24 protein-coding genes are annotated in these 25,354 nt (G+C 34.7%); 13 read left to right on the top strand and 11 right to left on the bottom strand.

Annotation, left to right across the window (positions count from 1 at the left end; all coding sequences use genetic code 11):
* The first annotated feature begins 88 nt into the window (after nt 1-88).
* On the top strand, nt 89-547 hold the full coding sequence (gene nrdI / locus IV36_RS02350) for a class Ib ribonucleoside-diphosphate reductase assembly flavoprotein NrdI (RefSeq protein WP_056990611.1): 459 nt from the start codon (nt 89-91) through the stop codon (nt 545-547).
* Nucleotides 548-583: 36 nt separating this feature from the next.
* Here the strand turns inward: nrdI and IV36_RS02345 are convergent, their stop codons facing one another.
* Nucleotides 584-1,198 carry a LexA family protein gene (locus IV36_RS02345; protein WP_056990610.1) on the bottom strand — a complete coding sequence of 205 codons (615 nt, stop codon included), beginning with the start codon at nt 1,196-1,198 and terminating at the stop codon, nt 584-586.
* Between the two features lie 172 nt (nt 1,199-1,370).
* Here IV36_RS02345 and IV36_RS02340 point away from each other — a divergent pair, with 172 nt between their 5' ends.
* From IV36_RS02340 to IV36_RS02330, 3 genes are all read left to right on the top strand, one after another.
* On the top strand, nt 1,371-1,580 hold the full coding sequence (locus tag IV36_RS02340) for a hypothetical protein (protein ID WP_056990609.1): 210 nt from the start codon (nt 1,371-1,373) through the stop codon (nt 1,578-1,580).
* On the top strand, nt 1,573-1,938 hold the full coding sequence (locus tag IV36_RS02335; RefSeq protein ID WP_056990608.1) for a hypothetical protein: 366 nt from the start codon (nt 1,573-1,575) through the stop codon (nt 1,936-1,938). The genes IV36_RS02340 and IV36_RS02335 overlap by 8 nt, the downstream gene beginning before the upstream one ends.
* 93 nt (nt 1,939-2,031) lie before the next feature.
* Entirely contained in the window at nt 2,032-5,193 is a 3,162-nt protein-coding gene (locus IV36_RS02330; RefSeq protein ID WP_056990607.1) for a glycoside hydrolase family 70 protein, read from the top strand.
* Between the two features lie 192 nt (nt 5,194-5,385).
* On the opposite strand, the gene IV36_RS02325 is transcribed toward IV36_RS02330, so the two are convergent.
* The 3 genes from IV36_RS02325 to IV36_RS02315 all read right to left on the bottom strand — a co-directional run bounded on the left by IV36_RS02325 (nt 5,386) and on the right by IV36_RS02315 (nt 8,545).
* A complete protein-coding gene (locus IV36_RS02325; protein WP_056990606.1) occupies nt 5,386-5,976 on the bottom strand; it encodes an NAD(P)H-dependent oxidoreductase in 591 nt (196 codons plus the stop codon).
* A gap of 174 nt (nt 5,977-6,150) precedes the next feature.
* Nucleotides 6,151-6,723 (bottom strand): helix-turn-helix transcriptional regulator, encoded by a 573-nt coding sequence (locus tag IV36_RS02320; RefSeq protein WP_056990605.1) that lies wholly within the window; start codon nt 6,721-6,723, stop codon nt 6,151-6,153.
* Between the two features lie 436 nt (nt 6,724-7,159).
* On the bottom strand, nt 7,160-8,545 hold the full coding sequence (locus IV36_RS02315; protein WP_056990604.1) for an FAD-dependent oxidoreductase: 1,386 nt from the start codon (nt 8,543-8,545) through the stop codon (nt 7,160-7,162).
* A 150-nt stretch (nt 8,546-8,695) separates the two neighbouring features.
* On the opposite strand from IV36_RS02315, the gene IV36_RS02310 reads away from it, so the two are divergent.
* Nucleotides 8,696-9,376, top strand: a complete 681-nt coding sequence (locus tag IV36_RS02310; RefSeq protein ID WP_056990603.1) for an EAL domain-containing protein — start codon at nt 8,696-8,698, stop codon at nt 9,374-9,376.
* Between the two features lie 313 nt (nt 9,377-9,689).
* Here IV36_RS02310 and IV36_RS02305 read toward each other — a convergent pair whose 3' ends face one another.
* The 3 genes from IV36_RS02305 to IV36_RS02295 form a co-directional block, all read right to left on the bottom strand.
* Nucleotides 9,690-10,454: a MerR family transcriptional regulator gene (locus tag IV36_RS02305; protein ID WP_056990602.1), complete on the bottom strand. Its 765-nt coding sequence runs from the start codon at nt 10,452-10,454 to the stop codon at nt 9,690-9,692.
* A 715-nt stretch (nt 10,455-11,169) separates the two neighbouring features.
* Nucleotides 11,170-12,555: a hypothetical protein gene (locus tag IV36_RS02300; RefSeq protein WP_056990601.1), complete on the bottom strand. Its 1,386-nt coding sequence runs from the start codon at nt 12,553-12,555 to the stop codon at nt 11,170-11,172.
* Between the two features lie 13 nt (nt 12,556-12,568).
* On the bottom strand, nt 12,569-13,087 hold the full coding sequence (locus IV36_RS02295; protein ID WP_056990600.1) for a hypothetical protein: 519 nt from the start codon (nt 13,085-13,087) through the stop codon (nt 12,569-12,571).
* A 727-nt stretch (nt 13,088-13,814) separates the two neighbouring features.
* Between IV36_RS02295 and IV36_RS02290 the strand changes: the two genes are divergently transcribed.
* A complete protein-coding gene (locus tag IV36_RS02290; RefSeq protein ID WP_056990599.1) occupies nt 13,815-14,006 on the top strand; it encodes a helix-turn-helix transcriptional regulator in 192 nt (63 codons plus the stop codon).
* A 75-nt stretch (nt 14,007-14,081) separates the two neighbouring features.
* Nucleotides 14,082-14,378 carry a hypothetical protein gene (locus IV36_RS02285; RefSeq protein ID WP_056990598.1) on the top strand — a complete coding sequence of 99 codons (297 nt, stop codon included), beginning with the start codon at nt 14,082-14,084 and terminating at the stop codon, nt 14,376-14,378.
* A gap of 155 nt (nt 14,379-14,533) precedes the next feature.
* On the opposite strand, the gene IV36_RS02280 is transcribed toward IV36_RS02285, so the two are convergent.
* The gene (locus tag IV36_RS02280) at nt 14,534-14,863 is read right to left on the bottom strand and encodes a winged helix-turn-helix transcriptional regulator (protein WP_082623690.1); all 330 of its coding nucleotides are present in this window, start codon (nt 14,861-14,863) and stop codon (nt 14,534-14,536) included.
* A gap of 279 nt (nt 14,864-15,142) precedes the next feature.
* Here IV36_RS02280 and budC point away from each other — a divergent pair, with 279 nt between their 5' ends.
* Nucleotides 15,143-15,919 carry a meso-2,3-butanediol dehydrogenase gene (budC, locus tag IV36_RS02275; RefSeq protein ID WP_056990597.1) on the top strand — a complete coding sequence of 259 codons (777 nt, stop codon included), beginning with the start codon at nt 15,143-15,145 and terminating at the stop codon, nt 15,917-15,919.
* A gap of 162 nt (nt 15,920-16,081) precedes the next feature.
* Here the strand turns inward: budC and IV36_RS02270 are convergent, their stop codons facing one another.
* A complete protein-coding gene (locus tag IV36_RS02270) occupies nt 16,082-17,275 on the bottom strand; it encodes a CynX/NimT family MFS transporter (protein ID WP_235810221.1) in 1,194 nt (397 codons plus the stop codon).
* 604 nt (nt 17,276-17,879) lie between these two features.
* On the opposite strand from IV36_RS02270, the gene IV36_RS02265 reads away from it, so the two are divergent.
* Nucleotides 17,880-18,416: a GNAT family N-acetyltransferase gene (locus IV36_RS02265; protein ID WP_056990596.1), complete on the top strand. Its 537-nt coding sequence runs from the start codon at nt 17,880-17,882 to the stop codon at nt 18,414-18,416.
* Nucleotides 18,417-18,577: 161 nt separating this feature from the next.
* On the opposite strand, the gene IV36_RS02260 is transcribed toward IV36_RS02265, so the two are convergent.
* Together IV36_RS02260 and IV36_RS02255 are read right to left on the bottom strand one after the other, a co-directional pair.
* Entirely contained in the window at nt 18,578-18,895 is a 318-nt protein-coding gene (locus IV36_RS02260; protein WP_056990595.1) for an ArsR/SmtB family transcription factor, read from the bottom strand.
* 119 nt (nt 18,896-19,014) lie between these two features.
* Nucleotides 19,015-19,956, bottom strand: coding sequence for a nucleoside hydrolase (locus IV36_RS02255; protein ID WP_056990594.1), 942 nt, complete (start codon nt 19,954-19,956; stop codon nt 19,015-19,017).
* A 267-nt stretch (nt 19,957-20,223) separates the two neighbouring features.
* Here IV36_RS02255 and IV36_RS02250 point away from each other — a divergent pair, with 267 nt between their 5' ends.
* The 4 genes from IV36_RS02250 (at nt 20,224) to IV36_RS02235 (ending at nt 24,933) form a co-directional block, all read left to right on the top strand.
* Entirely contained in the window at nt 20,224-21,210 is a 987-nt protein-coding gene (locus IV36_RS02250) for a BMP family lipoprotein (RefSeq protein WP_415586901.1), read from the top strand.
* A gap of 146 nt (nt 21,211-21,356) precedes the next feature.
* A complete protein-coding gene (locus IV36_RS02245) occupies nt 21,357-22,880 on the top strand; it encodes an ABC transporter ATP-binding protein (protein ID WP_056990592.1) in 1,524 nt (507 codons plus the stop codon).
* Between the two features lie 14 nt (nt 22,881-22,894).
* Nucleotides 22,895-23,977: an ABC transporter permease gene (locus IV36_RS02240; protein WP_056990591.1), complete on the top strand. Its 1,083-nt coding sequence runs from the start codon at nt 22,895-22,897 to the stop codon at nt 23,975-23,977.
* A complete protein-coding gene (locus IV36_RS02235) occupies nt 23,974-24,933 on the top strand; it encodes an ABC transporter permease (RefSeq protein WP_056990590.1) in 960 nt (319 codons plus the stop codon). The genes IV36_RS02240 and IV36_RS02235 overlap by 4 nt, the downstream gene beginning before the upstream one ends.
* The last annotated feature ends 421 nt before the right edge of the window (nt 24,934-25,354 follow it).

The following is a 25,354-nucleotide window of genomic DNA, read 5'->3' as shown; positions in this document are numbered from 1 at the left end:
ATAAGCACTCCCCTATTTCACATTCTTATCCCATATATATCGTGTTACAATGTAATATACATACTATATATGGAGGAGAAAGGTGTTTATGAATAAACAAATAAATATTCTTTATATTAGTCTTAGTGGGAATACTAAGGCTTTTATTGGAAAATTAACACAGTATTTTGCAGAACAAGGAGTTACAGTGAATGCACTTAATGTAAAGGAATTTCCAGAGTTTACCAGATTAAACGCTCCCTTTGTTACTTTTTTACCTACCTTTTTAAAGGGCGGTAATGGAATTGATAGTGGCTACACTGAGATTTTAACAACAATTCTTGGTGATTACTTGGCCTATGAGAATAATTATCGGTACTGTTACGGAATTATCGGTAGCGGTAACCGCAACTTTAATAAACAGTTTGCATTAACAGCGAAGCAATATGCAAGCCGCTTTGGATTTCCTGTGCTTGCTGAATTTGAATTACGCGGTACAAAGAGTGATGTATCACGGATAGCGCAAAAGATTACAGTACAGCAAGCAGTGTTTGAAAAACAGAAATAAGAGCAAAGGTATTGAAAATACTTATATTCTTCTTGATTAGAGTTTTGATACGTAGCGCAAAGCCTTACCCAAAATGCGAATGGGATTTTCGTCACTTGAAACAATTGGTTGATATTCAGGGTTATCTGGTATCAAAAGAATTATACCTTTTGAGTGCTTGATTCTTTTCAAGGTTGCTTCATTCTCATTGGTTAGTAAAACAGCAGCAATTTCACCGTCTTCAACGTCAGGTTGCTGCCGAATTAATACATTAGCTCCGTCTGGAATCGTTGGAGTCATTGAACGGCCCTTAGCTCGTAAGTAAAAAAGTTTACCATTAGGCAGAGTTTCCTTAGGTTCTTCAATATAACTATCAATATTTTCCTCGGCTGTAATTGGATCTCCACAAGCAATAACCCCTAAAACAGGGATTTTAACCGTCCTAGTGATTGGATGAAGATTACTAGGAACACCTAGTAATTCCTCCGGTGTTACCCCAAGGGCCTCGGCAAATTGCCCTATCCGGTTTAAAGGAAATGACCGTGTTTTATTGAAGTATTTAGAAACGGCTGATTTGGCCATTTTAGTTCGACGAGCAACCTCACTAATGGATAGGTTTTGCTCATGACTTAACCTGATAATCGTTTCAATTACCTCAGTATTGTTTTTCATCTGGACACCTCCTAAAAAAATTATTTTGTAAATATATTATATCATTGTTCTTTAATGGGAACAATGATATTTTTTTTCTCTAGTGTTTGACAATAAAGAACGAAAGGGTTAGTCTGGCTGTGTTCTTTATTGAGAACGAAAACTACAACTAATTTTTAAGGTGGTGGTCTACATGAACAGAAAAACATGCTGGTATGCATTATATCGTGGTGACGAGTTTGTTGATGTTGGGACACTTAGAGAGTTGGCGGTACGGCATCATACTTCGATTAAGACGCTACGATTCAAAGCAACTCCAACATATGCAGCTAGGACAAATTATGCGGACACAGTCAGGGTTTACAAGCTAGGTAAATTTTTAGGAGGTGAAGAAAATGATTAGGAAAACTTTTTCGCGTTTATGTACATTATGGGAGACAAATCGACATCAACTTAATTTTTGGATTTCTTTAATTGCTTTCGGCGGAATAATTATGCTGATGGTTGCTAAATGGGTATGGCATATAACTATTTCTGCGGCTGATATTTCGGTAATAATTAGTGCAATTGGCTCATTAATTATTTTAATCGGCAATGTTTTGAACAATCAGATTTTAATCTCAACTGGAAGTAAGTTACAGGATCCTCAATTTAAACAAGCTTTGGAAGATGCTAACCAGACCATTGAATTGTTAACCAAAGAACTTACAGCTGTAAAGCAGCGACAAGTTGGAGAAAAAGAACAAACAAAAAGGGAATAGAAATTTTTTTTACAATTTAATCGAACATATGTTTGATTAAGCAAAAATACGGGCTTAAGATAATGTCAACCTAAAGGAAAGGAAGTTTTTAAGATGGATCAAATAACAGTAGAAAGGCCAAAACACATTTATGATGGTGAAGGCCTAAGAGTTAAAGAAACTGCTCGATTAGGCTCTTTTGAGAGCATCTTTGGCAGTTGGGGAATTCCAGTAGTTGTGGGAGGTGAATATGTAAACATTAATGATACGTGGTTTTTCATTGATGAGCAGGGAAATAAGATTAAAGGATTGAATTTGATTGATGGCAACTTACAGTATTTCGATCAAACTTCTGGCGCACAAGTCAAAGGCGAGTACGTAAAAAACGGTGAAACAACTTTTTATTTTGATAAAGATTCAGGAAACGCCATTCCGTATATTTTAGAAGAAAATGGAAAAACAACTGCTTACCAGGCAAAAGGCCAACCAGCAGGTTCAGGTTTTTTCACCGACCAAGATAAGATGATTTATTACTTTGATAAGAATGGTTCTTTTGTAACAGGAATGCAAAATATTGATGGAAAGGTTTATTACTTTGATGAGGATGGCTATTTGATTAAAGATCAGATAGAAACAGTCAAGGGCAAAGCCTATTATTCTGAAGCTGGAACCGGAAAAGTCCAGCGGCTAGTCTCGCAGCATATACCGAAGCAGGTTAATTCAGGCAAAGCTGTTAACAGTTTTGCGGCTCACAATGGCGTAAAAACAAGGAGTATCGAAAGTTTTGAGACGTTAGATGGTTATTTAACTGCCGATTCTTGGTACCGTCCTAAGGAAATATTACTTGGTGGTAAGACTTGGAGGAAATCTAAATCTGAAGATTTCCGCCCACTCCTGATGGCTTGGTGGCCAAGTAAGAGTATTCAATCAGATTATGTAAACTATATGATTGAACGTGGAATTGTGGAAAGTAATCATGTATTTTCAACAACTGACAGTTGGTTAATGCTCAACGGCGCGGTACAGACTATTCAAATTGCTTTAGAAAAAGATATAACTTTGACAAAGTCTACCAATTGGTTACGACAGTTAATGCATAGTTTTATTAAAACAGAATCAATTTGGAATAAATCAACAGAAGATGTCAGTTCAGATGGATTGCAGTCTTTGCAAGGTGGATTTTTGGCATACCAGAATAGTCAAAGGACTTCTAAAGCAAACTCTGATTATCGTATTTTAGGCTACGTTCCTTCATATATTAGAGATCATGAAAATAAAGGTTCCGAATTCTTATTGGCGAATGATATTGATAATTCTAATCCAATTGTTCAAGCAGAAGAGTTGAATTGGCTTCATTATTTGATGAACTTTGGTTCAATTACTGCAAATGATTCATCTGCAAACTTTGATGGCATTCGTGTTGATGCTGTCGATAATGTTGATGCAGATCTACTAAGTATTGCAGCCGATTACTTTAAGGATGTTTATCATGTCGACGAAAATGAACAAACAGCGAATGCTCATTTATCAATTTTAGAAGATTGGGGCAGTGATGATCCACAGTATATATATGATCAAGGTGCTAATCAACTAACGATGGATGATTATTTTGTCGGGCAAATGAACTCGTCTCTGGAAAATACACCTGGTTCGAATGATACAATGGCGCGTTTTTTACAATGGTATTTGATTGACCGTTCTGAAGATAGTACTGATAATACAGCAATTCCCAACTACACATTTGTTAGAGCCCATGATTCTAACTCGCAGGATCAAATCCAAGCGGCTGTTCAGGCTGCAACTGGTGGTGAATATGGTGATTTTACATGGGATCAACTTGAGCAAGGTTTGAAGCTATATTATGAAGACCAAGCATCAACTTCTAAGCAATATAATCGTTATAATATGCCTAGTGCTTATGCGCTCCTGCTAACGAATAAAGATACGGTTCCGCGTATCTACTACGGGGATATGTATCTTGAAGGTGGACAATATATGGCTGATAAGACGATTTACTATGATACAATCGCTAATTTATTGACAAGTCGTATTAAATACGTTACCGGCGGTCAGACAATGGCAGTTGATAGTAATGATATTTTAACCAGTGTTCGTTTTGGAAAAGGTGCAATGACGGTTGACGACAAGGGTACGGAAGAAACACGGACGGAAGGTGTCGGAGTCATTGTTAGCAATAATACTAGCCTGAGTTTAAAAGACGACGAGCAGGTAGTACTGCATATGGGAGCAGCCCATTGTAATCAAACCTACCGAGCAGCTGTTCTAACTACAACAGACGGAGTTGTTAATTATACTTCGGATGAGGGTGCACCAATTGCATATACTGATGATAGTGGGGATTTGATTTTTACAAATCATGATTTACTAGTTAATGGTAAGGATGAGGTTAATACAAGTGTTCAGGGGTATGCTAATCCTGAAGTTACAGGTTATTTAGCAGTTTGGGTACCTGTTGGTGCAGCAGCTGAGCAAGATGTACGCACGGTGGCAACAACAACGGCGTCAACCGATGGTAAAGTATTTCACTCAAATGCGGCACTAGATTCAAATGTTATTTTTGAGGGATTCTCAAATTTTATTTTCTATCCTGATTCACATGATAATAACACAAATGTAATTATTGCCAAAAATACGTCTTTATTCAAAGCGTTAGGTTTTACAAGCTTTGAATTGGCACCGCAATACCGCTCAAGTGGTGACAAGACATTCTTGGACTCAAGAATTGATAATGGCTATGCTTTCACTGATCGCTATGATCTCGGTTTTGGAACACCAACAAAATATGGTACGGTGGATGATTTACGAAATGCTATTAAAGCGTTGCATGTGGCCGGTATTCAAGCAATTGCTGATTGGGTACCAGATCAGATTTACAACCTACCTATTGAAGAGTTAGTAACAGTTAATCGAACTGATGAAGAAGGGAATCAATTAGCAAACTCGGAGATACATGAGATGTTGTACGTTGCCAATACTATTGGTGGCGGAAAATACCAAAAGAAGTATGGTGGTGAATTCCTAGACTTATTGGAAATTGAACATCCAGATTTATTTAATAGCGTTCAAGTATCGACAGGTAAAACAATTGACTCAAGTGTCAAAGTTGATCAATGGATGGCAAAATACTTCAATGGTACAAATATTTTAGATCGTGGAATCGGCTATGTTTTACGTAATGACGACAATGAATATTTCTTTGTGGGTGAATCTAATCCAGTCCAACAAAAATTATTGCCAGGTAAACTAGAGATTTAAAAGTTAATTGAATAATATGGATTAGTTTGTAAAAAATAGAAGAGTTGGGTCAATAGTTAATTTAGACCTGACTCTTCTATTTCTTTGATTTCATACAAACATATTCTGCAAATCAATACAGATGACCCATAAGTTTTTATTAGGTGAGAATATTAGATTAGGAAAGAGTCCATAAAAGGTCAAATTTGAATTTTAGAATTGAAAAGGATAATTTTTGATTCTTTTCAAATATTTTTCTCTTTTGTCATGGGTTGAATTAGTCACATTACCAAAGTTTATCCAGGTTCCTTGCTTAATTCCAAGTTGTTTTAGCGTTTTAGAAATAAAGATTTTCTTGATACCATTACCCATAAACAGCCTAAAATAAAAAGTGGGAGAAGTAGAAGTCGTTAAGACATAAGCGTGAGATAGGTTGGTTAGACAACCATGTATGCCATATTTAGAAACAGTATGTGAAAGCCCTTCGCCCTCTTTCATAACTTTATCAATAAATCCTTTCAACATTCCAGGTATACTGTTCCACCAAATTGGTGTTATAAAAATAATGCCCTTTGCCTTTTTTAAGAGCTCAAGGTACTGTGTAACTAGGGGGTCATGCGTTCCTCCCGTGTGGAATAAACGAAGTTCTTCTAAATCATAAAATGGCTGAAAGTTATCTTGGTAAAGATCGATAATTTTATATGGGATCTTTTTTTGCAGTAGATTATGTTCAACAGACTCTAAAACAGCGTGGTTCAGACTCTTCTGATATGGATGACAATAGATAATTATGATATTATTCATCTTTATTTATCCCCTTTAATTAATTCGGTTAGAGTATGGTTCAATAAAATCTGTAATTTAAAAGTATAAAATAACAGAGATATTATACTGATATGCTTGAAAATATTGTCTGCTTAGTAAGGTATGTTATTGTTTTGGGGATTGTATTACAAATAATGCCCGAAAAAAATGTGATTAAAAGTGTATATCCAAAATATATTTACTTATTAAGAACAAAAACAATAAACTGATAAATATTCCTAGGAATCCACCGGCAATATACTGAATCCATAAATTTCGTTTATTTATCTCATTTGCCTGAGAAGTTTTACCATTCAAATAGTTCATAATTTGGTGAACATTATGCAAATTAGTTCTATTGCTAAATTTAATTAAATAAAAGGTATTTTCAATTCCAAGAATAGTGAAAGTAACCATAAGGATCAGACTAATTGACAATGGTAACCAATGTAGACTGGTGAAAGCTAGATAGATTAATATTAGACAAAAAATATTGCTGATGTAAAGCCAATATATCTTTCGTCGCATCATTTGATACCTAACTTGATCAATATCACCTTTAACTAGGTTGTCCACCGATTTATTAAATATTTTTGATAGAATGAGTAAGGATTTTAGATCCGGATATGTTTTATCGTTTTCCCAACTAGATATTGTTTGTCGTGAAACATAAGGCTGTCTAGCTAGTTTTTCCTGTGAAAGATCGCGTTGTTTTCTCATAAGTGCTAACTGTTTTCCAAAATACATGTCTTCATCTCCTTGTTGTCTATAAAGTAGCATATTTTAAGGAAAATGACTGTCAAAAGTCCTTTACATGGGCTAAATTTTGGTGCTGTACTTAACATTTTTATCTACTTTATCTGCTGTCTTTATTCCAACAAAGATATTGCCTCAGTATATACAGACATTAGTTAAGATTTTTTGACCATCACTGCAATCAGAAAATTCTGAAGACTGAGAATTGGAGCATTAATACCACTAGGGGACTCATTAACAGAGAAACTATCATTGTAATATTTAGGCCATTAACGAAAAAATTAGTTTTGAAAGTTCTAAATAGCAGTGAATAGTCCCACTATCAAAAAAGGACACATGTCTATACTAAAACTGTACACGGGACAATTGCTTAGAGTCTTACAAATAACATATAGAAGAAGTAGTTGTACAGGGATGATGATATATTTCAATATAAATGAGTATATCTCGGCTGGTTAAATCCTGCTTGCCGCTCCTGTTCAACTGCCTTTTGTGCAACGAGATTTAGATAATTAAATGGGCGGCTGTAATTTGGCTGAAAGAACATATCAACAAATGAAAGATCATCGATAGTATTCCTGTTTTGAATTGCAACTGAAACAACGTTTACTGCTAATGTAATATCATGTTTACTGGCTAACTGCAGTCCTAGTATTTTGCGGTTATTGCGATCATAGACTAAGGTCAGCATTATTGGTTCTTTGTCAGGCATATACTTTGGACGCCAATTATCGGTATATGAGACACTGAATGCATTTAGTCCCTGTCGTTTGGCATTTGCTAGAGTCAAACCAGTGGTTGCAAAATTATGATCGAATAATTTTAATGCCGAAGTGGCTTGTGTACCCATATATGGTGATGAATGGCCATATATATTATGGGCGACTAAAAGCCCCTGTCGAACTGCATTGGTTCCTAAGGGAAAATATATGTCCTTATCTGTAGGATTGAAGTGGGTCACGGTACAGTCTCCAGCAGCATAAACATCAGGATCTGAGGTTTGAAGATAACTATTGACTAGGAGGGCGCCATGCTTCTCAACTGCTAATTGTCCCGCAAAGAGTCTTGTGTTAGGAACGAACCCAGTACAAACAACAGCCATATCTTCGGTAAAGTTGCCATTAGAAGTTATTAGACGAACGGTTGAATCAGATTCATCCGCAAAATCAGAAACATCTGAATTCAAATGAACCGTGATACCATGTTCTTTAAGTAGGTCTTCAACCATATCTGAGATTTGGGTATCGAAGTAATTGTTGAGTATTTGTCCGTGTGACTGAAAAATATCAACTTTGTGTCCGTGTTTCCTTGTAACAAGGCTTTCTGCTAGTTCTACTCCAACATACCCCGCACCGACAATTGCGATTTTGGGACTTTCTTGTGCTAATTCATAGATTTTTTTAGATTGTAGGTAGCTTTTGCATACTAAAACTCTTCGATTATCAATTCCTGCTATTGCGGGCAGACGAACATTGGCACCGGTTGTTACTATCAACTTATCGTAAGTGTCATTAATGATATCTCCTGTGTTCATATCTACTGCACGAAGTTGATGTTTTTTGGTATCTACACTCAAAACATTATGCATTTCTCTGACCGTTGCACCCAGTTGGCGAATCTCTTTAGGAGAAGAGATGAAAATATCTGCTAAATCCTTGACTTGCTTTTTTAAATATAAAAAAATACCGTCAGATGCAAATGAAAAATTGTTATTTCTTTCATAAATTGTCAGAGTTGTTTCTGGATGATTTTTTAATATTTCCCTTGCGGCTACTAGACCAGCGTGGGTACAACCAATTATTATTACTTTCATGACAACTTCCCCCGTATTGTGTACTATAATTAAGTATAATTTATTATTTTTTAAGTTTTAACAATTATTTTTAAGAAATAATAGATAAACAGATAACATTAAATGATTGTTTACGACAATTATTCTTTGAGAAGATAAGGAGTGATTCAAATGTATCGATTTTATGTTCAACCTCAACAAAATGTATATACGCGTTCACTGATTGGTTACGAGATGTTGTTTCGTAAATATGACCGCAATGGATGGCATTTACCCCAGGACTTTGCATCAATTCCGCTTGAAGAACAAATTAATTTATTAAAAAAGGTAGGAACAGATCTCAAATTGAAGGTCGAGTCTTTGTCTTTTAACCTTAACCGTGAACAATTCACCAGTCAAACGATGACAAACATACTGATTGAAACCCAAAAACAAATTTATCCTGCAACGTTAATCGTTGAATTAACGGAAGATCAGGGAAATCAAAATATTAGGATCGAAGAAATCAAGCAATATGCAAAGCAATATCTTAAGTATGGGATAGAGTTGAGTATAGATGATGTCAGCAGTGGAGACAATACTTACGAAAAAATCGCTCCGCTTTTAGATATTGCATCAGAGATTAAATTTCCAATGCAAAACTTGCGCAGTGAGCACCGGGCATCAGAGATTCCAGGCCAGTTGCTGTTTTGGCGGAAAATAACGCAGAATTTTGGATTAAGATTGATCGTTGAGGGGGTCGAGAGTGTTGTAGACGATGAATTATTAAATGAACTTGATCTTCCTTTGCGTCAAGGATATTTTTATGAAAAACCTCATCTTTTCAGATTGATAGGTGATCCCAAATTATAAGTAGCTCTGATGTAAAAATAAAAGTTTCCTAGGAACAGTTTTAGGAGGCCATTATCTACAATAAATACTAAATTTAGTATTATTGGTAATCCTTAATATTTCATCAATTTGGTATGTTGTCGTACCGCTTATTTAATAGTCCTCATCTTTTTTGGATTTCTACTGAAAAAATTATTGCTAAGAACAGATACATAAGAGGACTGAAACATAAAAAAGCCGCAATTATGAAAATCGCGACTTTTTTATATTGAATGATGATACACCACATGCTAAAAAAACTAGGAATTAAATCTATGGTTACTGCTGGATTAGGCTAAGCATAATAATCAATTATTTCTTTTAGTGTTTTAGCCGCTCCTTTTTTGCCAGTACCATCTTCATAATATTTGATAAAACGTTTATCAGAGATATACATGGCTGCCAAAGTCCTATGTGCCTCAGGTGAATACTGTTCCTTTGACCAATGCACAAGTAAAAATTCTTTGTGTAAATCAAAAAGATGTTTTGCAGCAGGCAGTTTAAAATCATGGGTACCTACTAATGCCTTAAGCTTTGTTAAAATTTGATTGGTCAACTCCTTAAGGTGTATCATATCGGTTTCTGTTAGGGAATTAAACTTTCGGTTGCTGTCATCAATGGTTGTTTCACCATATTTACTTCGAATTTCTTTACCATATTGTATCTCATTGTCATCAATTGCTTTTGCCTTAAAGGCCGCAAATTTTTCTGTATCACTCATTACGGATGCTCCTTTCATTGTCGCAAGTGTTTCGTCTAAATTGACAATCAAATCTGACAATCGATTTTGCTCAGCAATAATCTTCTTACGTTGGTCACATAAAGCCTGATATTGTACGGCTACAGAATCTTCCAAAATTTTTTTAATTTGATTCAGTGGCAAATCGAACAATCTTAAAAACATAATCTTCTGGAGCTGGTTAACTTCAGCTTCATCATAATAACGATAATTGTTTTCTGGATCTCTTCGTGCTTCTAAAAGGCCTTTTTTATCATAGAAGCGCAATGTTCTCGTTGAAATGCCTGCTAGTTTTGCTAATTCTGTTATCGAATAAGTCATGATTGTGTCGCCTCACTTGCAAAATAAAGTATAAACTTTGACGTAGAGTAAAGGTCAAGTACTTACTGCAAAATAATAAAATAAAAATATATGACAATCAAATAACTCCTATGAATAGGTAAGCAATGATTCTCTCCCTGATTTTTTTCTATAGTCGGACATATAGATTTGTTTCCTGTTGTAACAATCCTCCGTCATTAGATTTTAATTATGAAACACAAGGGGTGGAGGTTATATTTCCATTTAAACTCTTTAAATATGACAGTTTAGCAATTTTAAAGGGGTTGGGCCAAAAATGAAATTTTAACCTAGCCCCTCTATTTATTCCGGATAAACGTGTTCCATAAATCAAAATTTTCCGTCTAACCTTGAATCACTCATAGCAAGTTACTCGCTATGTTCGTAATTTCTTGTTGGTATTCAAATTTTACCGACTTATGTCACACTCCCATGATTATACCTCGTAAAAGTTTAAAGGCTATTATTTACGAGGACTATTAGGGTACAAAAATTTAGTTAAGTTGTGCCAGATAATGGCAAAATTTTTGCAGGCTCTGACAATTTATGATCTTGGAAGAAATTATTTCCTGAAAAGATCGATCTCAAGCACAATTATCATGTTCTATTTCTATTATGAATTTTAATGCTTGACTAATCGTAGGAGGCGGAGTTGGACCATAAATCCCTTTGATTACTAATTTAATTTGTTTGAGCATTATTGGACCAAAATTTGAATGAGCAAAGATAAAAAATTAAAGCTTCCAAATAACATAGAAAGAATAATAATGGATGTCTTATTTTGTTTCTTAAATGAACTGTCAGAAAATAAATTTTTCATTAGGATTATGCATATAAGAAAAATACATCCATACAGAGGACTGAAAGTTCTATCACCAGAGGCCCAAATCGTTGGAGAAAACCCTATGGAAATTCTAGAGAGAAGACCGCCAACTAATAGAGATAAGGATAAAATTCTTTCATTTTTAGAGTTGAAAGAAAAATATACTCCAAAAAACAAGGTAAGTAAAAATATACCTAGAACTAAATATTCTAAAAAAATACTTTTATCGGCATAATTATTTTCAGTTATTAATCCATATATTAGATTAGATTCACTTACAGGATGATTCAGATAAATTAAATTGGGAAACAAATTGGTGAATACAATTTGTAATGGTCCAAACACCAAACATAATACAGAAGGAAAGACACTAATTATTTTAACAAAAAGACTTTTAGAGTTTGTATTAACAATAATAGCGACTAACATTGTAAAAACTATAATCAAACAATTAGGGTTAAAAATTATTTTATACATAGTGCTTGTATATCCTAATTGAAACTTAGATAGACTATTCAATGTTATGAAACTTGGAAACCAGTTTGCTAATTCACTATGACTACGTGCTACATTACCAGGAGTTGTTATTATAAAGAGCAAACTAATTATAATAAGCATATATTGAATAATAAAAAATTTATTCAGTTTCTTTTCAAATAGAAAAACAACAAAAAAAATTGTATACACAAATATTAGGATAACAGTAATTTGCTCATTGTTAGCAGCATAAATAATACTGATAATGGACATAATTTTTTGAGTTAAAGATAATTTTTTTTTGTTAAGTACTTGTACTAAAGACATAATGCTAATACTCATGAAAACAAATGGCCAAAAATAAGTAGCTATAGTAGCGACCCAGCCAGCAGACGACAAAATACTAAAAGGATACATAAGTATGCAAACAATGATAGCTAATTTAATATACAAGTTATCAAATTCATTAAATACTGAATTAAGAGATTTAGATAATAAGAGGACTAATATTCCGGTTATAAAGCCAAAAAGTAAAATGCAATGGCTACTAATAATTTCGGTATAATACATAATAGTATTGATAAGAACTCTAGATGACCAAGTAAAGTATCCTTGATAAACAATACCCAAAACACTTTTCCCATGTATGAATTGTGAACTCATATTTATGATATCGTCATGTACAATTTTAATTGCGCTAAAAATTATTCCATATGTTAAAGCAAGAAAATAGAAGAAATAATTTTGTCTAAAATCTGATTTTAACCAATTAAGAATTTTCATTTTTCCCCTTTGACTATTCAAGATATGTATTTGTTTTTATGATTTTTGTTGATCCATTTATTTGTAAAAATATATACAATCGTGTTCTTCGATTAATTATTTTCTTTCGGGCTAGCATATGAACAGAAAAGCCTGAATAATTATAGTTAGTTCCGTCGTCGATAGTACTAGTAACATCGGGTCTAGTGGTAACTACTGTGGGCAACAAAGAATAAGAGTTAGATTTATTCTTTAAAGCTACTTTGATTGACACGCTATTTATATGAGTTCCCTTCTTTATGATCCATCCATTTATATCAAGAGTTGGATTTTTTCGAGAATTTCTGCTAATAGTAGCATTGTCAACTTTATAAACATATTTTCCCTGAATATGTTTATCTTTGAGATCAGTAATATAGCTAATTGATTGAACAAAGCTATTTGTTTTTGGCAAAATATTTTTTGTAGAGGAAACATTGTAACTAAAAATTTCAAAGCTTAGAAAAATGAAAAAGACGCCCAGACTGAATATAATAATGGCTTTTTTTGACATGGATGGAAAGTACTCCTTATAGTTTTTTTGAACCCTCTAAAAAATACCTGCATAATAAATTTTTTACAGCATCTCCAAAGACTCTATTTCTCATAATACTCTGTACTATTGCAGTTTTCAATGTATATAATTAAACGTATAGCAATTACTCAACTACTTTTAGGTGAAAGCTCTGACTTCAAAATTTGTTTTAGAAGTTGTTCTCAGCAACAAAATAATTCATTTTTTTATTACGTGTACTTTTTTATTTTTAAAATGAAAAAGAATCCAAATTAATTAAAAAATTTGTTTGCAATCCATGAGCATAGCACAAGGTAAAGTTACGGCAATAAATTGGCGGTTAGCGGTGCTAACATTAAAGAAACATTGATTTGCTAGGAAGACTACAAGCTTTATAAAATACCGGTAAAATAGTTAAAAAAATAAAGAATGGATCCGCAAAATAGTCCGAGAAATTAACAACAATTTGTTCAGTTTAACCAAAACTAGATTGCGTGTAAACACGATATGCGCCAGTTTCGCGCATCGTTTATGTGCCAGATATTGACTTAGGAGCAAATCAAATCACATTTTCATGGGTCGGGTTGATGTCGGTATTAGTTTTTGATAACTTTTTTACCCCTAAGTTTGTTAGTGTTTCAAAATGGGATCCGTTATTTTACATTGGGATTAGTCTAATACTTTACTTTATTAGCTATGTCATCAACAAAAGGAAGTATTCATAATTTTGAAGAACAAAATATATGAACAGCGTGTATTGAGAAAGTGGTCACAGCAAAAATTAGCGACGTTGTGCGGTGTTTCGAGACAAACAATAAATGCGCTTGAAAAGCAAAAATATTCTCCTTCACTAGAATTAGCTTTTAAATTAGCTAATGTATTTAATACCACTGTTGAAGCATTATTTTACCAAAACTAGCTAATATTTAGTGGTCATGATGTGACAAAAAAATGAAAGCCAGAGATCTTTAAAACAATAAGAGGTGATCAAAAGATGGATATGTTTTCAGTGTTATTTTGGTGTATTGCCGTTATTGCTACGGTCTTACAATATATCTTTGGCTATTTTAATTTAAGAATTACAGGTTTTTTGATAACTCTATTATATAATGTCTTTCTAATTTTACTTTTTTTCAATGGAAAACACATCACTTTAGTAGCCGCAGTAGCCGTATTAGTTATAGGAAACTTCTGGTTATTTGGCTATTTTGTTAGCGGAAAAAATAGACATGAAAAGAAGATAAGAGGGGAACTTGAAAGAATGAAGGCGAAAGATTTATCACGAAGATAAGGATAATTTCCTGTATTTTTTCCCTATACTAAACTAAGTTAACTTTAAAATTAGAAAAAATTTATATCAAAAAGCCTGCCAATGTGATAATTGTGTTGCATTGGTAGGCTTTCTGCCATTTTAAGATTGAAAAGATAATAAAATAAGTCATTTGATCATTGTAAGGGATGATTCTTGCCAAACTTGGTAATTTCATTCAGCAATGGAATTAGTTCTTTCCCTTTACTACTCAATGAATAAACGGTCTGTGGTGGGATAGTTTTAAAGTCATGGCGTTTAACTAAATCATCTTTTGCAAGTTCTTTTAATATTTGGCTCAATGTGTGAGGTGTAATCCCATTGATTGATCGTTGTAATTCGTTAAAGTGATAATCTTTGTGATGCAGATGGTCTAGAACAATAACTTTCCATTTACCGCCAATTAAAGCCATTGTGTTGGCTGAAGAACAGTTACACTGTAATAATTGTCGATATGTTTTTTGCAATTTTAAAGCCTTCTTTCAGTATGTAAAGGTAGTATCAAAATAATCAGTACTGTCTATAATTTAACGCCTATTGTAAAATGTACCTATTTGGTTGTCAACGACAGTAGTATAAAGAAGGAGAGTATAAATCTCAAAAAAATAATTAATATTTAGGAACTTGATTTTGTTATTCCTGCAACTAATTTATTTCTTTAAATGGAGGCTTTCAAAACTCAAATTAAGTAACTAAGAATAGAATTTATCAGCTATTTATAAAATTTAATTAAAAGAGGTAATAAAATGACAAAAAACAAATATGACTTAGAAAACAAAGTAGTTTTATTAACAGGCGGTGGTAGTGGAATCGGTCGTGAAATTACCCAAAGCTTTTTAGAAAATGGTGCGAAAGTAGCAGTAGCTGGACGTCATTTGAAATCTTTACAAGAAACCATTCAAAACTATCAAGATGATCAAGCTGGAGCTTTCGTTGGGGATGTTTCCAAACCCGAAACATCTAAAAACTTAGTTTATGAGGTTCAGAAAAAATTTGGAAGAATAGATATTGTTGTTAGCGATGCTGCGGCATATATCAGTGGTACGATTGATCAACTAAGTAATGATGATTGGGAAAAAGTTCGTCAAACTAATATTGATGCCTTCTTCTACTTGGCTACAGCTACTTATTCTGCATTAAAAGAAACTCAGGGAACGTTGATTGCAATTTCATCGGTTTCTGGTATATCAGGCGATTGGTCGCAGGCCATTTATAATGCAAGTAAACATGCCATTAACGGTTTTGTTCGTTCTTTGGCATTAGATTGGGGTAAGGATAATATTAGAGTAAATGCAGTTGCTCCAGCATTTACGCTTACCAGAATGACAAGCGATGTGGCAACAAATAAAGATCAGTTAGCGCTGATAAACAGCCGAGTGGCATTAGGGAGACCAGGAACTCCCGAAGATATAGCCCCCGCGGTACTATTCTTAGCCACAGAAGATGCAAAATATATTACGGGAACTATTTTGACTGTAGATGGAGGAACAAGTGCATCGACCGGGCAGCCAAACTTAAACTAAGATTTTATGGGATACGTTTATACGGGATAAACAGAGGGGCTGGTTCAAAATATAACTTTTGATCCACCCTCTTTTTTGTGTTGGAAATAGTTTATTATGTACTACATATAAAATCTCTAATTAAAATGCATAGTTAATTCACAGACATAAGTGAGCCAAATTTTAGCCGAATACGGTCTTTTTTTTATCGATCATCAACCCAAAAATTGTTTGAATGATAACAAGTGCAAGTAACATAAGGATAACTAAATTCCAAGAGTTGGTCAGACTGTGCATGATTCCGGAAAGGACAGGCCCAATTGAGGCGACTAAGTAACCAATTGATTGAGCCATTCCCGACATAGCTGATGTTTCGTCGGGATTGTTTGTCTTTAGCGAGAACAGAACCATAGATAAGCAAAAGGCAGAATTGGTCGCGAATCCCAATAGGATACAGATAATAGCCGCAAAGAAAAGAGAAGAGGTTTTAAATAATAAGCCACTGAACCCAAAAATGAATAAACAGAAGATCATCCAAATTAAAAATGTCTGTTTTTTAAGGTGACTGGCTAAATTTGGAATGAGATACGCTACAGGAAGCGATGATAGCTGCATTAATCCCAGCAGAAAGCTTGATTGATTTTGACTAATACCATGAGCTACAAAAATTGATGGCAACCAAGTTAAAATTGTGTAGAATAAAAATGATTGTAATCCCATATAAAAAGTTAAGTACCAGGCTAGTGGTTGGTGCCATATTGATTTTAATTGCTCGGCTGGAACAAATGATTTATTCGATAAGTGATTGGCTTTTTTGCTGTCACGCTGCCAAAATAATACTAATAAAGTTATAACTGGGATGACAACTAACCATTGAAGTGTGGATTTCCATCCAATTCTTGCCGAAAGTGGGGCACTGAATCCTGCCGATAGAGCACTGAAAATGGTCATCGAAAAAGTATATGCACTGGTCATTAGTCCGATTTTGTGTGGATAAAACTTTGCGACTAAAACAGGTGATAAAACATTTAAGATTGCTATTGAACTACCAATTAATAGAGTTCCAACCAGCAAAGTTGGGAATGAATAAACTCTAAAAAGGGAACCAATAAGTAACCCAATTATCGCTATGGTAATGGTTGTTAAGATACCGAATTTACGGCTAAGTTGACTTACAAAAGGTGAAATTATAGCGAAACATAACAGGGGAATCGTTGTCATACTGCCTAAGAACCAGGTGGGCAAATTAAATGAGCTAGAAATGTTATTTAAGATTGGAGGTACAGCAGTCAGTGGTGTCCTTAAATTTGCACCAATTAGAATGATTAGCAAAAGAGTTAAACTCTGAATTAGCACTTTTTTTTCAAGCTTTTTCAAGTTTTTTCTATCCCTTCAGTATATTTTTGGGGGCTGGGTCAAAAATTAAAGTTGAACCTAGTTCCACTATTTATTCTGTAAAACATGTTCTATAAGTTAACATTCTCCGTTTAACTCTGTGGTCTTGAATTATTCATAACAAAATATACGCCATAGTTGTAATTTCATTTCGGTGCTCAAATCTTATCGTCCTATGCACACTCTGTACTTTGTTGTAAGTAACAATACCTAATAATATACAGGGAAACCTTCTTTTGCAATGTCTGTTTTATTGGCATATTATGCATAACTTGTAAAGCAAAAAGCAGCTACTCTTATCAGCACCAAAAACCAAACAAATCTTATTGGACGAGTATACGGCTCTTCATAAACAGTATTTGAGAAGAGTGAAGAATTGCATGATAGAATTGGCTCAATTACTGATAAGAATAGTATAATCGTGAAAATAAAAAATGCTATAATTTTTACAGCTCTGAAAATATTTCAACTTCTCTGTAGTAGGGAATATCAACTGATGCTGAAGAAATATTGACAAAATTGAATGAATTCGAAATCAATGAGGAAATTATTTCTCTTAATATTTTTATGAAATGGTGGGAAAAATATGGAAATAACTTTAAAAATGCTTCAACGTGATGAATTGTCAGACTTTTGGGATCTGGCGTTTAGTAATCCAAATGCCGAATGGACTAAGTGGAATGGCCCGTATTTTCATGATAAATTACCAAAAAAAGCTGATTTTATAAGCAGTGATAAGAATAACTATTTAAATAATCCCTTTAGAAAAGTTATTTGGGTCGATGATCAAATGGTTGGAATGGTTTTTGCATATTATGAAGATGCACCATTAAATAAATGGTTAGATACAGGTATTAGTATTTATCAACATACAAAATGGAGACAGGGTATAGGTAAATTGGCCCTAACACAGTGGATTACTGAACTTTTTAACGAAGTTCAGCTTCCGCATATTGGTTTAACTACATGGTCTGGAAATTACCGAATGCTGGCACTTTCGGAAAGTTTAGGTTTAAAAAAAGAGGCAGAAGTACGAAAGGTTCGCTACTGGCAAGGAAAGTATTGGGATTCCGTAAAGTATGGAGTTCTAAAAAGCGAGTGGACTCAGCTAATTAATTCATAAGATCATGTTTGCAATATAAATTATTCATTACCAGAAAACAAACTAGTTTGTGAGGGTGTAAAAAAGGAGGCGTAAAAGCCTCCTTTTTTACACCTGCCTAAGTTATACATAAACAGCAGAATGATCTTATTCTCTTGTGTTTGTATATTTGTTTAGGATAACTATAAATTTCCTTCGCGTACATGTTCCCTAACCTGTTCGAAGATAGTAATGATATGCTGATCAGATAATTCATAATTAATTTTCTGACCATCACGAATACCCTTCACTAAACCAGTCTGCCGCAAGAGTTTTAGTTGATGGGAAATAGCTGACTGTGTTATTCCAATTTCATCGGCTATTTCGTTAACCGTCAAATTCTTGTTGGATAGTAGTGAAAGAATTTTATAGCGTGTTTGATCGCCGAAAGCTTTGAATAGCTGCACACTGCGTTCTAGTTCAATGGTGCTTGGTAAATTATGCTCAGATGATTTTGTCATTTAGTTCACCTTTAGGTAAGAGTAAATTTTATAGAAAATTCCTATTTGAAGTTATATCAGCTTATTATACCGCAAAATGAATAACTTTAAAAAGAACAAACACAGGTATTAAAATGTTTTTAATCAACTTTTTTTGCTAATTTATCAATCAAGGCAAAGAACTTCGCGTTATCTACATCATATACAAGGTTTGCCTTGCGACCATTTTCTGTTAAGAAAGTACGGCCATCGCTTGGGGTCTTGGTACTAACATCGCAGTGAATTTCCCTGGTTTTAACAAGACTTGAATCATAAAAGTAACAAGTTGTTAGAACATCCCAAAGATAATAGGTAGAATAAGTTTCGAAGAGACCTAGTTCAGGAACAAAGGCATAACTGTTACCGATAAAATCGAGACCAGGATAGCGACGCTGTGCGGCCCAATGCAAACGAACAGTTTGTGTTAATGGAACATTATTCGTACTTTCAAGACTAACTAGATCAATTGAAATGTCCGAATCAAAGACGGTTTTAACAGCTTCTGGATCCCAAAAAGCATTCCATTCTTGAGTATTGTCAGAATCGGGTTCTTCAACGTTACCCTTCTCTAAAAAGGTTCCACCCATCCAGACAAGCCGCTTGATTTTTTTTGTGATACTTGAGTCAAGTTCCAAAGCACGGGCTAAATCTGTTAGTGGACCAGTAAAGACCAAAGTTACTTTATCTGAAGAATTTTGTAATTTGTGGAGCAAGTCTAAATGGGCAGGTTCATCAGCCTCAGGAGTTATTATCTTGCCACTTTCATTGAGGATAGGTAGTGCATTTTCAGAATATGTTGAAATACGCCATTCTTTTGGAAAAGGGTGAACACCACGAGAATTTGAGGTTGCCACGGCTAAGTTAGCACCATGGCCAAAACGATCTATGATTTTACGGCTTGCTTGAACAGATGGTCCAACGTAACTATCAGCGTCAACAGCTCCAACACCAATTAATTCAGTATTATCCATTTGTAGAAGTAAGAATAAAGAAATTAGATCATCAACGCCCCCATCATGATTAAAGTATACTTTTTCTGACATATATTATTAAACCCCCATAAAATATTTTTATTCAACGCAAAGCGAATTATACAGAACATAATACCGTTCGTCAAAATAGATAATTATTCATAAGCTAACATACTCTGTCATAAGATACTTTGTTAAAAGCGAACAATTCCAAAAAAAAAGCACAAAATATATTGATTCTGCGTAACTTAATGTGTATACTTTAGACTATTAAGAAAATTATATTTTGGGGGCTGTATTTTAGTGAAAAAAAGAGTCTTAGCAGTATTAGCAGCGACAATGATGGCAGGGGCAATTCTTGTGGGTTGTGGAAATAGTTCATCATCTAGCAAGGGAACAAAACATTCAGCGGCTTTGGTAACTGATGGTGGCGGAATCGATGACAAATCATTTAATCAGTCAGCATGGGAAGGCCTAGAGAGCTGGGGAAAAAGTCACAATCTCCAAAAGGGTATCAATGGGTATAATTATGCTCAGTCTACTGATGATTCAGATTTCTTACCAAATATCAATAAGTTAATCAAAGCAAAATATGCAACTATTTTTGGAATTGGCTATAAGCTCGATAATGCAATTTCAAAGGCTTCAAAGGCAAACCCTGATGTTAACTTTGCAATTATTGATTCAGTTGTAAGCAACCGTAAGAATGTAGCTTCTGTAACATTTAAGACAGAGCAATCTTCATTCCTTGCAGGTGTCGCCGCAGCTAAAACAACAAAGACAAATAAGGTTGGATTTATTGGCGGAATCCAAAGCGATGTTATTACAACATTTGAAAAAGGATTTGAACAAGGTGTAAAGGCTGTAAATCCTAACATTAAGATTGATGTTAAGTACGCTGGCTCATTCACAAAAGCTGATGTTGGTCAATCATTGGCAACTGCTATGTATAATAATAACGAAGATGTTGTTTACCAAGCAGCTGGTGGTACTGGTGCAGGTGTCTTCACAGCAGCAAAGAATGCAGCAAAAAATGGCAAAAAAGTATGGGTTATCGGTGTTGATCAAGATCAAAAAGCCGATGGTAAATACAAGGGCGGTAACGTTACTTTAGCTTCTGCTATTAAGAAGGTTGGTACGGCCGTTAAGGATCTCTCAAATGACGCAATGAAGAACAAGTTCCCTGGTGGGAAGACTGTAACTTATGATCTTAAGAGTAATGGTGTTGGACTTGTAAACGATAATATGTCAGCAAGTGCATGGAAAGCTGTTCAATCATATCAAACAAAGATTGAAAATGGGACAATTAAAGTTAGCCCTAAATAACAAAATAAAGAATGGTTGTAATTAGCAGATGCATTTTGGTATTATAATTAATAATTGATTGTTTGTATAAAATGGTGAAGCATTGGGAAATAACCAATTCTTCACCATTTTAGTGCATAGGGTATGAGAACTTTAAGGAGGACCATATGGAAGATTATGTCGTTGAAATGAGACACATTACGAAACAATTTGGTAGCTACAAAGCAAATAATGATATCTCATTACAATTAAGAAAAGGTGAAATTTTAGCACTTTTAGGTGAAAATGGTGCGGGCAAGTCAACTTTAATGGGGATGCTTTCAGGTTTATTAGAACCAACTGATGGTGAGATATTAATTAATGGCAAAGTCGTCAAGATGGAGAATCCAAGAGATGCTAAAAAGTTGGGGATAGGGATGGTCCACCAGCATTTTATGTTAATTCCTGCTTTTTCGGTGCTTGAAAATATTATACTTGGCGATGAACCAACAAAAGCAACAAGGATAGATTATAAAAAAGCAGCAAGTGATATTGAAAAACTGGCAAAGAAATATCATTTGGATATTGATGTAAATGCAAAAGTTCGTGATATTACGGTCGGAATGCAGCAAAGAGTTGAGATTATGAAGGCATTGTATAGAAAAGCAAATGTTTTTATTTTTGATGAACCGACAGCAGCGTTAACTCCTCAAGAAATCGAGCAGTTAATTAAAATTTTGCGTGCCCTTGCAGAAGAAGGCAACTCAGTGATTTTCATTACGCATAAGCTCAAAGAAATTAAAGAAGTTGCTGATCGTTGTGTAGTGATTAGAATGGGGAAGGTTATTGAAACAGTTCAGGTTGCAGAGACAAAAGAAGAAGTTCTTGCTGAAATGATGGTTGGCCGCAAGGTTAACTTCGCAGTAGAAAAAAAGGAGACTGACAAGTCAAAGACTATCTTGTCAGTTAATGGTTTGAATGTTGAAGCTCATGGATTGCTTAAAGTCAAAGACTTGGATTTAAATGTTCATAGTGGAGAAATTGTTGGTGTAGCTGGGGTCGATGGAAATGGCCAAAGTGAATTAATCGAAGCGATTACCGGGCTACGTAAAATTAAAAAAGGATCTATAGAGTTAAAAGGTAAACCACTGCAGAATCTGAGCGCCCGCAGAATATCAGAAGCTGGTGTGGGCTGTATTCCAGAAGATCGGCAAAATGTGGGATTAATACTGCCTTTTACAATTGCTGAAAATCTCGTTTTGAAAAGCTATTATAAAAAGCCTGCCAGTAGGCATGGCCTGCTGAATTATAAGAAAATTAACGAGTTGGGTAAACAGCTTATTAAATCTTTTGATATTCGTTCACAAAGTGAAAAAGAACTTGCAGGAGATCTTTCTGGTGGAAATCAACAAAAAGTGATTGTTGCAAGGGAAATTTCTGCTAGTCCAGATCTTTTAATTGCGGCTAATCCAACTCGTGGTGTTGATATTGGCGCTATTGAGTATATACATGAAAAAATCATTGAGCAAAGAAACACTGGGCGCGGGGTCCTTTTAATCAGTTTTGAACTCGATGAAATCTTGAAACTTTCTGATAGAATTGTGGTAATGCATGAAGGTCAAATTGTTGGTGAGATTGATCCCAGACATACATCTAGTGAAGAACTCGGATTAATGATGGCTGGAAAAACACCGATTGGACAAGAAGGATAGGGGAGGAACATACAGTGAATACTAAATCACTTAAAGGGTTAGCTATACCTTTAGTTTCAGTTTTGGCCGGTTTTATAGTTGGTGCAATTTTGATGCTAATATTTGGATATGATCCGATTCAGAATTACCAAAATCTATTGGTTGGATCACTTGGTGGTGTTTATTCAATAGGAGAAACTCTACGAAACATGATTTCCTTAATTTTAACTGCTTTGGGATTTGCGGTAGCAAGTAAAGCTGGGTTTTTCAATATTGGTGGACCCGGCCAGTATTTGATTGGCTGGTTTGGGGCAATTGTTTTTACATTGAAATTTTCACATTTGCCTGCAATTATTCTGATAATTGGCGCACTATTGTGTGGAGCGTTGGCTGGTGGCTTGTGGTCTATGATAGCCGGTATTTTACGGGCATACTTTGGAACTAGTGAAGTTATTACCACAATCATGCTGAATTACATTATTTTGTACATCGTTAATTTTGCAGTGAAGGGCTGGCTTGCCAGCAAGGGTAGTGATTCTTCACCTAACATTACTTCTAAAGCAAACTTGAATACGCCTTTTCTGCAGCATATCACTGATAATTCAACGTTTAACTGGGGTTTCTTTATTGCGTTAGCAGTTGTTGCTTTGGTTTGGTTTTACTTCAATAAAACTAAATCTGGGTTTGAAATTCAAGCAGTTGGTCTAAACGAATCTGCTTCGCAATATGCAGGTGTCAATGTGAAGAGAACAATAATCATCGCAATGTTGATTTCTGGTTTGTTGGCCGGACTTGGCGGTGCAATTGATGGACTCGGCAATTTTGAAAATATCTCAGTTTCTAATAATTTACCTAATGTTGGTTTTAATGGCATGGCGGTAGCACTATTGGCAGCCGAAAATCCGATTGGAATTGTTTTTGCCGCGTTGCTTTTCTCAGCGTTACAAATAGGTGGATTGAGTATTTCGGTATACTCTAATACTCCAAGTGAAATTGTTGATATAGTTATTGCTTCAATCATTTTCTTTGTTGGTATCAAGTATGCATTTGAACTTATGGCCAAAAAAGGATGGTTTAACCGTAAGAATAAGGTAGAGAAGGGCGGTGCTGAAAAATGAGTTTAACAACTATATTAATGACGGTCTTTTCGACTACCTTTGTGTATGCTGCACCACTTATCTTTACTGCCTTAGGTGGAACCTTCTCTGAAAGAAGTGGTGTCGTTAACGTCGGACTTGAAGGTATGATGATTATTGGAGCGTTTGGAAGTACAGTATTCAACCTGACTTTTGCAAGCACCTTTGGGAGTCTTACCCCATGGATATCACTATTTATCGGTGCCTTATTCGGATTGATCTTTTCAGTATTACACGCTGTTGCGACCGTTACTTTCAGAGCTGACCACATTATTAGTGGGACAGTTTTGAATCTTATGGCACCAGCATTGGCAGTATTTCTTACAAGAGTTATATATGAAGGCAAAGGACAAACACCAGTTATTAACCAGAGTATGGGTGACTTTACCTTTCCAATTTTGTCTAAAATTCCATTTATTGGGAAAGTTTTATTTACGAATACTTCACTTGTGGCTTTTATCGCAATTATTGTCGGTATTTTGTGTTGGTATTTCTTCTTCCGTACAAGTATTGGATTAAGGATGAGATCTGTGGGTGAAAATCCAGCAGCAGCTGATACATTAGGAATTAATGTAGTTAAATACAAATACATGGGTGTTTTGATTTCAGGATTCTTTGGTGGGATTGGTGGTGCCGTAATGGCACAATCAATTACATTGAACTTCTCAGCAAGTACTATTTCAGGACAAGGATTTATGTCACTAGCAGCTATGATTTTTGGTAAATGGAATCCTTTAGGTGCGACGGGAGCAGCGTTGTTCTTCGGTTTAGCCCAAAGCCTGCCAATCATAGGAGCTTATATTCCTGTGCTATCGCATGTTAATTCAGTTTGGTTCCAAATTGCACCTTATGCGATAACAATTATTGTCTTGGTAATCTTCTTGGGTAAGGCTGTTGCACCAGCAGCAGATGGTCAGAATTATATCAAGGGAAAATAAACGGAAATTATAATTTGAAATTAAATAAGAGAATTATCCGTAGAGTGAGTTGGGAAAGACTTAAGTATTAACTTGAGATTACGTGCAAGTGGTGTTTATCTTGCTAGAAGTAATTCGAAATTAGATAGAGGCTTTCTGGCTTATAGACAGATTTTAGGACTGGGTTAAGAGATGGCTTTTAACCCAGTCTTTATTTTTGACCTAAACTAACCAATACAGTTTGAATTGAGTCTAAAAGTTAATTATATTAATATTTTGCCTCGCAATTACGGGAAATCAGCGAATAAAAAATCAGTATACGAATGATTATTCGCATTTCTGGAATTACAGGAGTACGGTGTGAGTACAAATGATAAATTAGGCTAATAATAATTAACATTTGATGTTAGATTTCTTTTGATTCCAAACAATAGAGTTATTA

The sequence above is a fragment of the Liquorilactobacillus mali genome, from assembly GCF_001437155.1.
Lineage (GTDB): Bacteria > Bacillota > Bacilli > Lactobacillales > Lactobacillaceae > Liquorilactobacillus > Liquorilactobacillus mali_A.
Note: the sequence above shows the minus strand (reverse complement) of the source record. Positions and strands in the feature narration are given on the sequence as shown.